8 protein-coding genes are annotated in these 15159 nt (G+C 75.6%); 6 read left to right on the top strand and 2 right to left on the bottom strand.

Translation table 11 applies throughout. The features are described from left to right. Positions 1 to 81: 81 nt before the first annotated feature. Positions 82 to 1389 carry an ROK family protein gene (locus ACRRSS_RS14290; RefSeq protein ID WP_435971583.1) on the top strand — a complete coding sequence of 436 codons (1308 nt, stop codon included), beginning with the start codon at positions 82 to 84 and terminating at the stop codon, positions 1387 to 1389. 174 nt (positions 1390 to 1563) lie between these two features. On the opposite strand, the gene ACRRSS_RS14295 is transcribed toward ACRRSS_RS14290, so the two are convergent. Beyond that, complete coding sequence (locus tag ACRRSS_RS14295) at positions 1564 to 2259, bottom strand: TetR/AcrR family transcriptional regulator (RefSeq protein WP_435971584.1); 696 nt, start codon at positions 2257 to 2259, stop codon at positions 1564 to 1566. A gap of 157 nt (positions 2260 to 2416) precedes the next feature. Between ACRRSS_RS14295 and ACRRSS_RS14300 the strand changes: the two genes are divergently transcribed. The 5 genes from ACRRSS_RS14300 to ACRRSS_RS14320 all read left to right on the top strand — a co-directional run bounded on the left by ACRRSS_RS14300 (position 2417) and on the right by ACRRSS_RS14320 (position 12657). Continuing rightward, on the top strand, positions 2417 to 3559 hold the full coding sequence (locus tag ACRRSS_RS14300) for an FAD-dependent oxidoreductase (RefSeq protein WP_435971585.1): 1143 nt from the start codon (positions 2417 to 2419) through the stop codon (positions 3557 to 3559). A gap of 130 nt (positions 3560 to 3689) precedes the next feature. Further along, entirely contained in the window at positions 3690 to 6866 is a 3177-nt protein-coding gene (locus ACRRSS_RS14305; RefSeq protein ID WP_435971586.1) for a type 2 lanthipeptide synthetase LanM family protein, read from the top strand. A 120-nt stretch (positions 6867 to 6986) separates the two neighbouring features. Continuing rightward, a complete protein-coding gene (locus ACRRSS_RS14310; RefSeq protein WP_435971587.1) occupies positions 6987 to 7187 on the top strand; it encodes a hypothetical protein in 201 nt (66 codons plus the stop codon). A 142-nt stretch (positions 7188 to 7329) separates the two neighbouring features. Beyond that, entirely contained in the window at positions 7330 to 10521 is a 3192-nt protein-coding gene (locus tag ACRRSS_RS14315) for a helix-turn-helix transcriptional regulator (protein WP_435971588.1), read from the top strand. A gap of 231 nt (positions 10522 to 10752) precedes the next feature. Continuing rightward, the gene (locus ACRRSS_RS14320; RefSeq protein WP_435971589.1) at positions 10753 to 12657 is read left to right on the top strand and encodes a BTAD domain-containing putative transcriptional regulator; all 1905 of its coding nucleotides are present in this window, start codon (positions 10753 to 10755) and stop codon (positions 12655 to 12657) included. Between the two features lie 251 nt (positions 12658 to 12908). Here the strand turns inward: ACRRSS_RS14320 and ACRRSS_RS14325 are convergent, their stop codons facing one another. Then, positions 12909 to 15059, bottom strand: a complete 2151-nt coding sequence (locus ACRRSS_RS14325) for a prolyl oligopeptidase family serine peptidase (RefSeq protein ID WP_435971590.1) — start codon at positions 15057 to 15059, stop codon at positions 12909 to 12911. Positions 15060 to 15159: the final 100 nt, after the last annotated feature.

Genomic DNA, 15159 nt, shown 5'->3' on the forward strand with positions numbered 1-15159 from the left:
AGTTAAACCCCATGAGAAGGTCGCGTCAAGGCTTGTGCTGCGGGTATGTTGCAACGAACGACTTCAGAGACGGGGACCAAAGTGCACGCGAGAACTGGCCGTACGGTGCGTGACCTGCGGCGCGAGAACCGCACCGCCGTTCTGCGCAGGCTGTACTTCGACGGACCGATGAGCCGCCTCACGCTCGGTCCCGCGACCGGACTCAGCTCGGGCTCCGTCAGCAACGTGGTCGCCGAACTCGTCGCCGACGGCCTCGTCGAGGAGGCCGGCAGCGTCGACTCCGCCGGCGGACGCCCCCGCACCCTCGTCCGGATCACCCCCGCGAGCGGCTTCATGATCGGGGTCGACATCGGCGAAACCCGGGTCAGGATCGAGCTGTTCGACCTCACCCTCACCGAACTCGCCCGAGCCGAACGCCCGTTGGCCTGCTCCGGACCCCGTACGGCCCGCTACGACGTCGCCCTCGTCGTCGACCACCTCCGGGAGGGCATCGCGGAGGTGCTGCGTACCGCGGAGGTACCCGCCGACCGCCTCATCGGGGTCGGCGTCGGCGTCCCCGGCATCGTCGCCCGCGACGCCGAGGACGGCGCCGTCGTCCACGGCCAGACCGTCGGCTGGGACGCCGTCCCCTTCGAGCGCCTCCTCCGCGCCGCCGTCGACCTGCCCGAGTCCGTGCCGTACTGGATCGACAACGGGGCCAAGACCCTCGGCCAGGCCGAGATGTGGTTCGGCGCGGGCAGGGGCGCCCGCAGCGCGGTGGTCGTCCTCTTCGGCTCCGGCGTCGGCGCCTGTGTGCTCACGGACCCGATGGGGCCCGGACGGGCGCTCGAATGGGGTCATCTGACGGTACGGGTCCGGGGGCGCCGCTGCCGCTGCGGCGCCCAGGGCTGCCTGGAGGCGTACGCCGGCGCGGAGGCCCTCCTCGAACGGTGGCGGGAGGCGGGCGGGCGGCCCCCGGCCGGCGCGGACGAGGAGACGGCCCTGACCGCGATGCTGGCGGCGGCCTATCCGCCGGACCCGGGGGCGGAGCCCGACGTGACCGCCCTCGCCGTCCTGGCGGAGACCGCCGAGTACCTGGGCGCCGGCTTCGCCGACCTCATCAACCTCTTCCAGCCCGAGCGCATCCTCGTCGGTGGCTGGGCCGGACTCCAGCTCGGCACCCGCTTCCTGGAGACCGTGACCGGATACGCGAAGGAGTACGCCCTGAAGTACCCGGCAAGCCGCACCGCCGTCGGCCTCGGCACCCTCGGCCCGGAGGCCGTCACCGTCGGAGCGGCCCTGCTGCCACTCGTCGACTTCTTCGCCCAGGGCGGCCGACGCCCCGAGAGCAAGCCCACCGCCCCCGCCCCCGCCTGGAAGTCGGCCCTCCAGGACCGGGTGTCCTCCTGATCCGTGTCCACTGGGCGCGCCCAGCCCGGGGCGCGCGCTTCCCCGGGTGCGCCTTCGCCTGAGCCCCCGGGCACGCGATTCCCCGGGCGCGGCTACCCCGGGGGCCGACCTGCCCTGGGTGTGCGCTTCCCCGGGCGTGTCTTCCGGGCGCGGCGGGCGGGCGCGGCGGGCGGGTCAGTCCGCCGTGTGGGGGAGGGGTGTGCCGACGATGCCGTTGACGAGCACGTCGAAGCCCCAGGACAGCCGGTGCTCGGGAGGGCCGGAGAGCAGTGCCGGCATATGGGCGCTGATCATCGGAAGGGTGGCCGCGTCCGCCGCGCGCACGGCGCCCGTCAGGGCGTTCCAGTCCTCCTGGGCCGACGGTTCACGGTGCTGCGTCCCGTGCTCCGCCGCGCCTGCCGTGGCGTACTGGAGCAGGAGGTCCACCCCCCAGGCGACCTGGTCGGCGGCGGCGCCGCTGCGCGAGAGCAGACCCAGGACCCGCTCGACGAGGTTCAGGTAGTTCTCGCCGCTGGGCCGCGCCACCAGGGCCGAGCGGGCCAGCGGCGGGTGCTCGAACAGGACGCGGGTGTACGAGGCGAGCACCGCGGCGAGCTGCTCGCGCCACCCCTCCCCGGCCTCCTCGACGGCCAGATCGACCTCGCCCAGGAGCGAGTCCAGGACGGCCGCGTGCAGCTCGGCGGCGTTGGCCACGTAGACGTACAGCGAGGCGGGTCCGGTGTCGAGCTCCTGCGCCAGGCGGCGCATGGTCAGTCTGTCCAGCCCCTCGGCGCGCATCACCCGCACGGCGGTGTCGACGATCCCGCGCCGGGTCAGGGCGGGCTTGGCCGGGCGCTCCCGGCGGCTGATCGGTGCTCGCTCGACGTCCATGCCTCGATCGTAACGAACACGTTCGCCGCAGGTCACTCCACCCTTCACCCCTCCCCGCAACCGCGCCTCGACGTTCCCGAACTTGTTCGTGACGAACATGTTCGTTAGGTTGGAGGGGTCGGAGCGACACACGGACACGAACCCCTGGAGGCACCGGATGAGCACCCACGTCCCGATCGCGATCATCGGTGGAGGCCTCGGCGGCCTCACCGCTGCCAGGGTCCTGCACGTCAACGGCGTCGAGGCCGCCCTCTTCGAACGGGAGGCCTCACCCGAGGCCCGCACCCAGGGCGGCATGCTCGACATCCACGAGGACAGCGGACAGCGGGCGCTCCGCGCCGCCGGGCTCCACGACCGCTTCCGCGCCCTCGTCCACCCGGGCGGCCAGGCCATGCGTCTCGTCGGCCCCGACGGCACCGTCCACGTCTCCCACGAGGACGACGGCACCGGTGACCGGCCCGAGGTCGACCGGGGAGAACTCCGCGACCTGCTCCTCGCCTCGATCCCGGCCGACTCGATCCGCTGGGGCCGGAAGGCCGTCGGCGCCCGCGCGCTCGGCGACGGGCGTCACGAGGTGACGTTCGCCGACGGATCGACCCTCACCACCGACCTCCTGATCGGCGCCGACGGAGCCTGGTCACGCGTCCGGCCGCTGGTCTCGGCCGCCACCCCCGCCTACGCGGGCATCTCCTTCGTCGAGACCGACCTGCTCGACGCCGACGCCCGCCACCCGCGGGCTACCAAGATCGTCGGAGGCGGATTCCTCCTCTCCCTCGGCGACCGGCGCGGTTTCCTCGCGCACCGGGAGACCGACGGCAGCCTCCACGTCTACACCGCGCTCAGGACCGGCGAGGAGTGGCTCGACACGATCGACTTCGGCGACACCGCCGCCGCCAAGGCCGCCGTCCTGTCCCTCTTCGAGGGCTGGGACGAGAGCCTGCGCGGCCTGGTCGCAGACGCCGACGGCGCGCTCGTGCCCCGCCGTGTCCACGCCCTGCCGGTCGGACACCGCTGGGACCGGGTCGCGGGCGTGACGCTGCTCGGCGACGCCGCCCACCTGATGTCCCCGTTCGCGGGCGAGGGCGCCAACCTGGCGATGCTCGACGGAGCCGAACTCGGCCGGGCGATCGCCGCCCACCCCGGCGACGGGGAGGCCGCCCTGGCCGCGTACGAGGAGGCGCTGTTCCCGCGCGCCGAGGAGTCCGCCGCCGCGTCCGCCGCAGCCCTGGAGACCATGTTCGGCGAGCAGGGGCTTGAGGGGATGATCCGGTTCTTCGGCGAGGGGCAGGGGCAGGGTTAGGGCCAGGTCCTGGGCCGGAATTCGTTCGAGGGCACAAACATGGGGGGTTGTTCCCCATGCCGAGGAGGCGCCCCCCGTACCAGGATCGGACGTGTCGCGGAGCGATGGGCCCGGTGGCGGAGGAGGGGGGATGGCGGTGCAGGTCGGACACGGGCGGGCCGAGGCTTCGCTGTCGGCGGCCGTACGGTGGTGGGGCGCCGGTCTCGTCCGTGGCGAAGCGGGCGAAGGGCGCCCCGACTGGGCCGTGTTGGCCGAGGATGCCGTGGCCGCCGCGCCCGGAGAGGCCGTGGCGCCCGAGGGGGAGTATCCGGGACTGAGCGGCTTCGAGTGGGTCCTGAGGCCGTTCACCGTCCGTGCGGGGGAGCGGCTGGAACGGCGCTTGTCGGAGCGGGCCCGGAAGCTCGTGGACCTGGCCGCCGTACGGGACGACCTGCAGCGGCAGCTCAGCGGCAGGCTGGCACGGGCGGCCGCGCGGACGCTGGTCCTGGAGCTGCACGAGGCGCGGACCGCGGGGCTGCTCGAAGGGGACGACACGCGGGCCCGGTTCCGGGACTTCCTGGCCCGGACCGCGTCCCGGCGCGGTCTGTCCGCCCTGCTGGCCGGGCGCCCGGTCCTCGCGCGGATCCTGGGGCGGGCGGTGCTGGACTCGGCGGACGCCGTGGCGGAGGCCCTGGAGCGGTGGGCGGACGACCGCCCCCGAGTGACCGCCGGCCTTCTCGGCGCGTCCAGCGCATCGGACCCGTCGGGCGCGTCCGGTGAACCCCATGCGTCCGGTGAACCCCCTGCGTCCTGTGAACCTCATGCGTCCGCGTCCGGTGTGTCCCCCGCGTCCGGTGAGTCCGACGCGGCTGACGAGGGCTTCGAGCCCGATGAGTTTGGTGCGTCCGGACGGCAGGGGCCGGGACTGCTCGTCGGGATCGAGCCCGGTGCCGGCGACGGACACCGGAACGGCCGGAGCGTGATGCTGCTGCGCTTCGCCGACGGGACCCGGCTGGTGTACAAGCCGAGGCCTCTCGCCGTCCACCGCCACTTCAACGCCCTCGTCACCTGGTACAACACGCTGCCCGGCGCCGTGGACCTCCGTACCCTGCGGCTGCTCGACCGGGGCGACTACGGGTGGGTGGAGTTCGTCGTCGCCCACCCCTGCGCCTCCGCCGAGGAGGTCGAGACGTTCTACCGCCGCCAGGGCGCGCTGCTCGCCCTGCTGCACCTGCTCGACGGGACCGACCTGCACCACGAGAACCTGATCGCCGTCGGCGCCCACCCGGTCCTCGTCGACGTGGAGACCCTGTTCCACCCGCCGCTGCCGGTCGCCGCCACGGAGGATCCGGCGGGCCGCGCGCTCCACGACTCGGTGTACCGGGTCGGACTGCTGCCGCAGCTCCTCGTGGGTGACCACAGCGCTCTGGACGTGTCGGCGGTCGGCGGCGGCCACGAGGCGGTGTCGCCCGTCGACCGGCCCGACTGGGCCGAGGCCGGCACCGACCGGATGCGTCTGGTGCGCAGGGCCGGGACGTTCGGCGAATCCGCCAACAGGCCCCACCTGGCGGGCGGCGGGCCCGTCGAGCCGGGCGCCCACGTCGAGGCGCTCTGCGCCGGGTTCCGTGCCGCGTACACGGCGATCGGGGCGGCCCGGGAGGAACTCCTGCACGGGACCCGCCTGTTGAAGGACTTCGCCGAGGACGAGGTGCGGGTGGTGGTACGTCCCACCTGGATCTACAGCATGCTGCTCGACGAGTCGACGCACCCCGGACTCCTGAAGGACGCGGACGAACGCCAGCGGGTCCTGGAGACCCTGCGGACCGACCCGTTCGGCGCGGTCCTCGAACCCGGCCTGGTCGACGAGGAGATCGCCCAGCTCTGGTCGGGAGACGTGCCCCTGTTCACCGCCCGCCCGGGCCGGGACCATCTGTGGGGCGCGCCGGAACGGCTGCCGACCGGACGCACGGACCTGCCCGGGACCGAGCGCGTCGCCGCGAAGATCGGCGCCCTGGACACCGTCGACCGGCAGGACCAGGAATGGATCGTGCGGGCCGCCATGGCCACGACCTCCGGTGCCGCCGCGCACCGGCCCGCCGAGGGCCGGCGCACCAGCACCGCGGACCGCGCCCCGGAGCCGGAGCGGCTGTTGTCGGCGGCCCGCTCCGTCGGCGACCAGCTCGTCTCCCTCGCGTACCGCGACGGACCGCGCAGCAACTGGATCGGACTGGAACTCCTGGACGACCGCTACTGGCGGATCGGCCCGATGCCGGCCGATCTGGCCGGCGGCTACACCGGACCGGCGCTGTTCTTGGCCCAGTTGGCGGCGCTGACCGGGGCCGGGCACTACGCGGAGGCGGCCCGAACCGCCCTGGCGCCGGTGCCCGTCCTGCTCGACGCGCTGAGCGCCCGGCCCGAGGACCTCGGCGCCGTGGGCTCGGGTGCCTTCTCCGGTCTCGGCGGCATCGCCTACGCGCTCACCGGGACGGCCCGGCTGCTCGACGACCCGGAGGTCGCCTCCTGGGCCGCCAACGCGCTGCGCCTGGCCACCGCCGCGACCCGGGCGGAGCGGGAGTACGGGGTGGGCGCGGGGCTCGCCGGCGGCCTCGTCTCCCTGCTGGCCGTCCACGGGGCCGGTGTCGGAGGCGGGGCGGAGCACACGGACCGGGACCTCCGGCGGACGGCACGGGAGTGCGCGGACCGGCTCGCCGAGGTCGATGTCACGGGTGTCGGGCGGGGCTTCGCCGAGGGGGCCGCCGGCATCGGCTGGGCCCTGCTGCGGTTCGCCCGGGCCGAGACGGAGCCCTGGGCCGGAGACGGGTCCGCGTACGGGGGCGAGGCCGTCGAGCGGTACAGGACCGCGGGTCTGTCCGCCCTCCGTACGGCCGTCGGCGCCGGCCCGGACGGCAGCCGGGGCTCGGCCTGGTGCCGGGGGGACGCCGGTGTCGCCCTCGCCGTGCTGGACGCGCCGGGAGCGCTGGACGACCCGTACCTCGCGGCCTGGTCCCGCGGGGCCGTCGAGGAGCTGGGCCGTGACCGGCCGGCTCCCGACGACAGCCTGTGCCACGGCGAGGCCGGAGTCTGCGAACTCCTGGGCCACGGAGCGCTCCCGGAGGCCCGCCCGCACTGGATCCGCCGGGCCGGGGCGCTCCTCGCCTCCGTCGAGGAGCACGATGCCCGGAGCGGCGCCCCGGACGGGGTTCCGCACCCCGGCCTGCTGACCGGTCTCGCGGGGATCGGGCACGGGCTCCTCAGGGCGGGGTTCCCGGAGCGGGTACCGTCGCTGCTCCTCCTGAGCCCGCCCGGCTCGGGCCCCGAACCGGGCTGACCGGCGCCACGACCTCCGGGGACCTCCGGACTGTTCCACCGCTCCACCCTTCCCACCGCTCCACCCGCACGGCTCGGTACGACCACCACTCCTGCGAACACGAAGGACGAGTGAGGACCCATGCAGATCAGTGACTCGGTGCAGTACGTCGACGGCGGAGCCGGCGCGGAGACCTCGGTGCACGACGACCCGGTGGGCGAAGTGACGCTCCGGGCCGGAGGGACGCTCGGGCTCCGCAGCCGGCTCCTCAGAGGGACGGGCCTGGACGCCGCCGCCACCTTCGACCTGCCCTTCACCACCGGCACCATCCCCCTGTCCTGAGGCGGAGGCCCTGACACCCCGCCGGGGGAGGTGTCAGGGACGACGCCGTGACGGAGCGGGCGTGGGCCGGGCCCGACGGCAGTGGGCCGGGGTGGTCCCCGGCCCACTGCCGCGCGCGAAAAGGTTCAAGTAGCCTGCGCCCATGCGAGCGACATCGTCGGTCATAGTGGGGCGGGACGCCGAGATCGGGGTGCTGGACGAGGCCCTGGAGAGCGTGCGGAGGGGCTCCGGACGGGCGGTGTTCCTGGTCGGCGAGGCGGGTATCGGCAAGTCCCGGCTGGCCGGCGAGTGCGCGCTCCGGGCGTACGACCGGGACGTGCCGGTGCTGCGCGGCCGCGCCACGTCCACCGGGCTCGTCGTGCCCTTCCGGCCGCTCGTCGAGGCGCTGTCGTCGCGGTTCCGCGCCGCCGGCGCGCCGGACGATCCGGAACTCGACCCCTACCGGCCCGCGTTGGCCGGCCTGGTGCCGGAGTGGCGGGCCACCGCGACGGCGCCCGGCTACGCGATCTCCCTCGTCGAGCTGGCCGAGGCGCTGCTGAGGCTGCTGGCGGTGCTCGGCCGCGAGCGGGGATGCGTGATCCTCCTCGAGGACCTCCACGACTCCGACACCGAGACCATCGCGGTCGTCGAGTACGTCGTCGACAACGTGGCGGACCTGCCGGTCCTGCTGGTCGGCACCCTCCGGCCGGACCCCGGCCCGGCGATGGACCTCGCGCTGGCCGCCGAACTCCGCGGCACCGCGTCGTTAAGGGAGTTGGAGCCGCTCGACGAGGCCGCCGTGCGGAGCATGGTGGACGCCTGCCTGGACGCCGGACCGGGTGAGGTGCCCCCGGCCGCACATCGGCACCTCTCGGAACGGGCGGGCGGGAACCCGTACCTGGTCGAGGTGCTTCTGGCCGACCTGCTGGACATGGGACGGCTGAGCAGGGCCGACGACGGGTGGCTCCTCGCCGAGCACGGCGAGGCGACGGTGCCCACGGGCGCCGTCCGCAGCTGGGCGCGCCGGCTCGGCCGGCTCGACGAGCCGGTGCGCGAACTGCTGCTCATCGCGGCGACCCTCGGCGGCCGGTTCTCCGTCGGAGCGCTCAGAGCGGTGACCGGCTTCGACGACCGCGCGCTCTTCTCCCACCTCCGGTCGGCCTCCGAGGCGGGGATCATCGCCCCGGACGGAGCCGCCCACGACCACTACACCTTCCGGCACGTGCTCACGGCGGACGCCCTCAGGGCCTCCCTGCCGCCCGCCGAACAGGCCGCGCTGGCCCGGCGCGCCGCCTCGGCCATCGAGGAGTGCGCCGAGGAACTCTCCGGCGAGCAGAGCCAGCTGGTGGCCACGCTGCGCCTCGCGGCGGGCGACAAGGCGGCGGCCTCACGGCAGTTCGCCCAGGTCGGGCGGCAGATGCTGGACGCCGGTGCGTCGGGCTCGGCCGCCGTACTCCTCGAACGCGCCCGGGGGCTGTCCTCCGGCGGGGAGCGCGACGACATCACGGTGCAACTGGCCATCGCCCAGGCGGAGTCGGGCCGGCTCGACGAGGCCGCCGGACTGCTTGACGACCTCCCGCCGGCGCCCGCCGGTTCGCGGGCGGCGGAGGAGCGGGCCCAGGCGCACACGCAGGTCGCGTGGGTCGCGACCATGGCGGAGCGGCAGGAGGAGGCGCGCCGCCGGATCCGGGCGGCCCGAGCGCTGCTCGGGGCGGCCCCACGTCCGGAGCAGGAGGCGGCGCTCGTGGTGGTCGAGGGCCATCTCGCGCTGCTGCCGGAGCGGGACGGTCGGGACCGTCCGGGCGGCCGCGGCGGTCAGGACGACCACGGCGGCCCGGAGGGCGACCGAGGCCACGGGGGTGACGGAGGCGACGGACACGAGGGGGGTGACGGAGACGCCGGGGGTGACGGAGGCGCCGGGCGGCGCGGTCAGGCCTTCGGTATCGGTTCCGGCAGTCGTGACGGGGGGCGTGACAGGGGTCGTGACGGGCGTGAGCGGTTGAGGGAGGCGGAACGTTCCGCCAGGAGCGCCGCGCTCACGGCCGAGCAACGTGGCCGCCCCGTCGTGGCCTGTCAGGCCTGGCAACTGCTCGCCCTGCTGTCCCGGGAGCGCGGTTTCGACGAGGCCGACGCCTGCCTGGTGCGGATGCTCGCGGTCGCCGAGAAGCACCGGCTGGCGGTGAGCCGCGCCGAGGCGCTCGTACGGCTCGGCACCAACGCGTTCATGCGGACCGGAGAGGCGACCCAGCTGGAGACCGCACGCGCGGCGGCGTACGAACTCGGCTCCCTTGCCGTGCTCCAGACCGTGGACGGACTGCTCGCCATGCAGAGCGTGCTGGGCGGGCGCTGGGAGCGGGCCCGGGAGATCGCCGAGCGGTCCGTGGAGGCCAGCGCACGCCTCCAGAACCTGTCGGCCCACCGCTATCTGCTGCTCGTCGACGCCACGCTCGCGGCCCACCAGGGCCGGGTCCGTGAGCAGGAGCGGGCCCTCGCCCGGTTCCGCCGGGCGGGCGGCGAGGAGTCGATGCTCGTGCCCCTGCAGCGCGGACTGTGTCAGGCCGTGGGCGCGTTGATGGCGGAGGACAGGGCGCGGGCGAACGCGGAGCTCGACGCGGCCCTGGCCTGGGAGCGGGAGCACCCGAGCTTCTTCTACCTCAGTGGCCGCTACGGGCTCCGCCCCCTGCTGCGGATCCTCGACGGCGACCGACACCCCCGGGGTGATCACGGCGGTCAGGACGCGGGCCGTGAGGCGTACCGGGAGGCGCTCGCCTCGCCCGGCGCGCAGCTGGCCTGGAACCGGATGTTCCTCGGCATGGCGGACGCGGTGCTACGCGGCCGGGACGGCGACCCGGAAGGCGCCCGGCGCGCCGTGGAGGAGACCGGTCGCGCGGCGGCGGCGGTGTTCCCGCAGGCCTGGCACCTCGCCCTGCGGCTGACCGCGGAGGCCGCGCTCCACGACTCCTGGGGCGAGCCGGTCGCCTGGCTGCGGCAGGCGGAGGAGTACTTCCACGAGGCGGGCGTGCAGCCGGTGGCCGGTGCCTGCCGGGCCGTCCTGCGGCAGGCGGGGATGAGCGTCCCGCAGCGCAGGGGCGGCCGGGAGCGGATCCCCGCGGAGCTGCGCACCGCGGGCGTCACCCCGCGCGAGTACGAGGTGTTCGTCCTGCTCCCGGAGCGGCCCGGCAACCAGCAGATCGCCCGGCGCCTGTGCATCTCGCCCCGGACGGTGGAGAAGCACATGGCGAACCTGATGGCGAAGACCGGTTGCGCGGACCGCTCGGCGCTGTGCGCGCTGTCGGCGGAGCGGGCGGAGGACCAGGACCCGTCCGGCGCCTCCCCGCGGGCCTCGCCGGCCTGAGGCGGCGAGCCGTCCGAGCCGTCCGGGCCGCCGCCTGCCGGAACGGGGGTTGTATGGGGGCCCGGCGGGGCCGGAGTGGGGGAGGTCCCCGTCGGCATGGGGGTCCGGGCCCCCAGGGCGCGCTCGTCGGTGAGGGAACTGTGCGGGTCCGGTACCGATGTGTGGAGGGGGGCGGGGGTCGGATCATCGAGCGGACCGACCCACTCCCGTCACCATCCGGAGGTTCGCCCGATGCCGCGTCCGTCCGCGCCACCCGCCGCGTCACCCGGCACGCTCCGGTTCTCGGTCCTCGGCCCGCTCGCGGTCCACCGGGACGAACAGGCCCTGAACATCGGGCCGTTGAAGCAGCGCATCGTCCTCGCGATGCTGCTCGGCTCCGCCAACGCGCCGGTGTCCGTCGACGCGTTGACCGACGCGGTCTGGCCGGAGGAGCCCCCTCGTACGGCCCGCAAGAACATCCAGGTGTACGTCAGCGCCCTGCGCGCGCTGTTCGCGGAGGACGAGCGGGAGCGGCCGCGGCTCGTCCACACCGGGGGCGGATACGTCCTGCGCGTGGCGGAGGACGAGTTCGACCTCCTGGCGTTCCGCTCCCTCGTGCGGGCCGCCGAGGGGCAGCCGCCCGGCCCGGCCGCCCGGCTCCTGCGGCAGGCCCTCGACCTGTGGCAGGGTCCGCCGCTCGGTGACGACCTGCGGCAGTCGCCCCGGCTGGCGGAGGAGGCCGAGCGGCTCTGGCTGCGCCATCTGACGGCGTACGAGAGCTGGGCGGAGGCGGAGCTGGAACTGGGGGGTGCGCCGTTGGTCGTGGAGGGGCTGAGCGACCTGGTCGAGCGGCACCCGCTGAGGGAGCGGCTCCGGTCCGCCTGGATGCGCGCGCTCAGCGGCTCCGGCCGACAGCCGGAGGCGCTCGCGGTGTACGACGACTACCGGCAGCTCCTCGCCCGGGAACTCGGCTTGGAGCCGAGCGCCGCCATGGCGGCCCGCTACCGGGCGATCCTCGCGGGTGACGCCCAGGTCGCCCCGGCCTCCCCGGCCTCCCCGGCCGCTCAGGCCGGACGCGTCGGGCCGTCCGGGCCGGCCGGAGCGGTCGCGCCGGGCGCTCCGGCCGGGGGCGGCGCGGGCCGGGGGAAGGAGAGCGCCGCCGAGGCCTCCCTGCCCCCCGACCTCGTGGACTTCACCGGGCACGGCGAGGAACTGCGCCACCTGCTGGACCTGATGGAGGACAGCGGCCCCGGTGGCGTCGTGCTGCTGTCCGGACCGGCCGGGGCCGGGAAGACCACGCTGGCGGTGCGGGCCGCCCATCTGCTCGGCGGCCGGTTCACCGACGGACGGCTCTGTGTCTCCCTGCGGGGCGCGGACGGCTGTCCGCGCCCCCTGACCGACGTGCTCGCGGAGCTCGGCGAACGCACCGGCCGGCCCGGGTTCTCCGGGCCCGGCGCGTGGCGCGAGTGGCTGGCGGAACACCGCGTGCTGGTGATCCTGGACGACGTGCCCGAGGAGAGCGCCGTACGGCCGCTGCTGCCGTGCGGCGGGCGGAGCAGGGTGCTGCTCACCGCACGCGGCCAACTGGGCGGTCTCGCACCCGTCCACCGGGTCTCCGTCCCGCCGCTGGGCACCGCCGAGGCCGTGCAACTGCTCGCCGGGCTGGTCGGCCTGCCGCGCGTGCGGGCGGACCGGGAGGCCGCGCTGCGCATCGTGCGCGCGTGCGGCGGGTCGCCGCTGGCGGTCCGGGTGAGCGGCATGCGGCTCGCCGTGCTCCGCCACGTACCGCTGCGGGAGTTCGCGGACCGGCTCGCCGACCCCGAAGGAGCCCTGGACGAACTGACCTCGGGAGACGTGTCCGTACGGCGATGGCTGGACCGCGGCTGGGAGGCGCTGCCGGAGGAGTGCGGCCGGGACGCGGGACGGCTGGCCGCGGGCACGGGGGACGGGCCGTTCGGTCTCACCGAGGCGGCGGAGGCCCTGGGGTGCGACGAGCGGCACGCCGTACGGGTGGTGGAGGCGCTCATCGACGCCGGGATGGTGACCTCACCGGGCGGCGAGGTCGTGGCGCACGCCGCCCAGTACGAGATGCCGCACCTGATACGGCTGTACGCGCGCGGCGCGTGGCACGGAGCCCCGGTCCTGACCGCCGGCTGAGGTCCGGAGGCGGCGGGCGAGGGGCGCCTGGCGCCGGACGCCGAACACCCAGGCGCCTGGCGCCGCACAGCGAGTGTGAAGCGCGCCTGACGCCGAACGCACAGGGCGCCTGGCGCCGGACGCGAAGGGTGTCGGGCGGGGGCGTCGGGCGTGTTCGGCGTCCGGCGCGAAGGGTCAAGCGCCGAGGGCCGCCCGGCGCCCCTTCGCCGGCCCCGGCCGCCCACCCCCGTCGGGCGGCCGGAGCCGGCGGTTCAGGGGGACGCGGGGCCGGGGCGCTCCGGGGCGGGGAGGCCCACCCGGGAGGCCAGGAAGGCGAGGCACTCGGCCTGGAGCGCCACCGCGCGGGACGCCGAGCGTTCGCCGTGCCCCACACCGCGCTCCAGCCGGAGCAGGACCGGCCCGTCACCGGACGTGGCGTGCTGCAGCGCGGCGCACATCTTGCGGGCGTGCAGCGGATCGGTCCGGGTGTCACCGTCCGCGGCGGTCAGCAGCACCGCCGGGTACGCGGTCCCCGGCGTGACGCGGTGGTAGGGGGAGTAGCCGAGCAGCGTCGGCAGTCGTGCGGGGTCCTGGGCGCTGCCGTACTCGGGAGTCCAGCTGGGGCCGAGGCCGGACAGTTCGTAGCGGACCATGTCGAGGAGCGGGGCCATGCACACCACGGCGGCGTACTTCTCCGGCTGCTGGGTGAGGGCCGCGCCGACGAGCAGTCCGCCGTTGGAACCGCCCATGACCGCGAGTCCGCCGGGCTCGGTCCAGCCGTCCGCGAGCAGCCGGTCGGCGGCGGCGGCGAAGTCGTCGAACGTGTTCTGCTTGTGCTCCCCGCTGCCCGCCCGGTGCCAGGCCTCGCCCTCCTCGCCGCCGCCGCGCAGCCCCGCCCAGGCGAACACTCCGCCGGCCCGGACCCAGGCGAGCACCTGGGCGCGGTACCGGGGGGACATGGTGCGGCCGAAGCCGCCGTACCCGGTCAGCAGGGCCGGGCGGGGACGGTCGGGGCGCCCGGCCGGGGAGATCACGAACATCCGTACCGTCGTCCCGTCCCGCGAGGGGAAGGCGACCTGGCGGGTCACCGCACCGCCGACCGCGCGGGTGTCCGGGGCGTCGCGTTCCCAGCGCGTCACGCGCAGCGTGCGCGCGTCGAAGCGGAGCACCCGGGGCGCCGTGACGAAGTCGGTGTACGCGAACCAGGCCTCGTGACCGCCGGGCGGCCCGGCCGTGAAGTCGCCCACCGCGCCGGTGCCGGGCAGCGGGACCGTGGCCACCTGCCGGCCCTCGACCAGGTCGTGCACGGTCACCTCGGCCACCGTGTCGCGGGTCCAGGCGGCCAGCCCGAGCGGGTGCTTCAGCTCGGGACCCGAGAGCACGACCAGGTGGGTGAGGACCGCGCCGGGCCGTTCGGGGACCACTTCGCGCCAGGCGCCGGGCCCCAGGTGGAGTTCGGCGGGCCGGCACGCGACGACGCGCCCCCGGGCGGCGTCGCGGTCGGTACGCAGCCACACCAGGTCTCCCGGACCGGTGCCGGGCACCACGTGCAGGCGGGTGGCGGCGACCCTGCCCTCCTGGACCGGCCGGAGCGCCGGGCGGTCGAGCGGGCCCGTGGCCAGGTCGGCCAGGTGGAGGTCGGTGCCGCGGCCGGTGCCGAGAGTGGCCGTCACGGCGAGCCAGCGGCCGTCGGCGGTCACGGAGACGCTGTAGAACTCCGTTCTGTCCCGCCCCTCCCCGAAGACCACGGCGTCCGTCTCGGGTGCCGTCCCGAGCCGGTGCAGCTGGACCCTGCGGTGGTAGCGCTCCTCGCCCGGGTGCAGCCGCGGGTCCAGGTAGCGGACGTAGTAGAAGGCCCCGCCCCCGGGCAACCAGCCGATCGACGACTTCCGCACGCGGTCCACGGGCCCGTCGACCACCGCCCCGGTGGCCACGTCGAGCACCCGCAGCACCGAGTCCTCCGTGCCGTCCCGGGACACCTGGAAGGCCAGCAGATCGCCCTCCACGGAGGGTTCCCAGGAGTCGAGCACCGTCCGTCCCGACGGGTCGAGGGCTCCGGGGTCGAGCAGCACCCGCTCCGCCGTGCCCGCCCCGGCCCCGGCCACCACGAGCACGGGATGCTCCCGGCCGGCGTCCTGGCGCAGCCAGAAGACCCTGTCGCCGCGCACCTTGGGCGACCAGACGCGGTCGACGGAGTTGAGCGCCGCCACCTCCGCCTCCCACCGCTCCAGCCCGGGCCAGGACGTGCGCTCCGCCGCGTAGAGGGTCTCCTGCTCCGCGCTCCAGCGGATCGTCGCGGCGGACCCGGCGTGCTCCAGCCAGCGGTACGGGTCGGGGACGCGCAGCCCGTGGAGCTCCTGGACGACGTCCTGCCGCTCCGCGTGCGGGTACTGGCGCCGTGTCGGTCGGGCGTCGGTGGTCACTCGGGCTCCCTCGGTCGTGGTGGGGCGGACGGTGGAGGCGGGCCCCGGCTGTCGGCACGAACTGCCGACGGCCGGGGCCCGCTCGCCGCTGGGGGCGCGA

The organism is Streptomyces sp. Qhu_M48, assembly GCF_051305195.1.
Lineage (GTDB): Bacteria > Actinomycetota > Actinomycetes > Streptomycetales > Streptomycetaceae > Streptomyces.

Coding starts and splice junctions, on each gene's coding strand:
- ACRRSS_RS14295 (WP_435971584.1), bottom strand. CDS start 2,259: ATGGACGTCGAGCGAGCACCGATCAGCCGCCGGGAGCGCCCGGCCAAG.
- ACRRSS_RS14320 (WP_435971589.1), top strand. CDS start 10,753: ATGCCGCGTCCGTCCGCGCCACCCGCCGCGTCACCCGGCACGCTCCGG.
- ACRRSS_RS14310 (WP_435971587.1), top strand. CDS start 6,987: ATGCAGATCAGTGACTCGGTGCAGTACGTCGACGGCGGAGCCGGCGCG.
- ACRRSS_RS14305 (WP_435971586.1), top strand. CDS start 3,690: ATGGCGGTGCAGGTCGGACACGGGCGGGCCGAGGCTTCGCTGTCGGCG.
- ACRRSS_RS14315 (WP_435971588.1), top strand. CDS start 7,330: ATGCGAGCGACATCGTCGGTCATAGTGGGGCGGGACGCCGAGATCGGG.
- ACRRSS_RS14300 (WP_435971585.1), top strand. CDS start 2,417: ATGAGCACCCACGTCCCGATCGCGATCATCGGTGGAGGCCTCGGCGGC.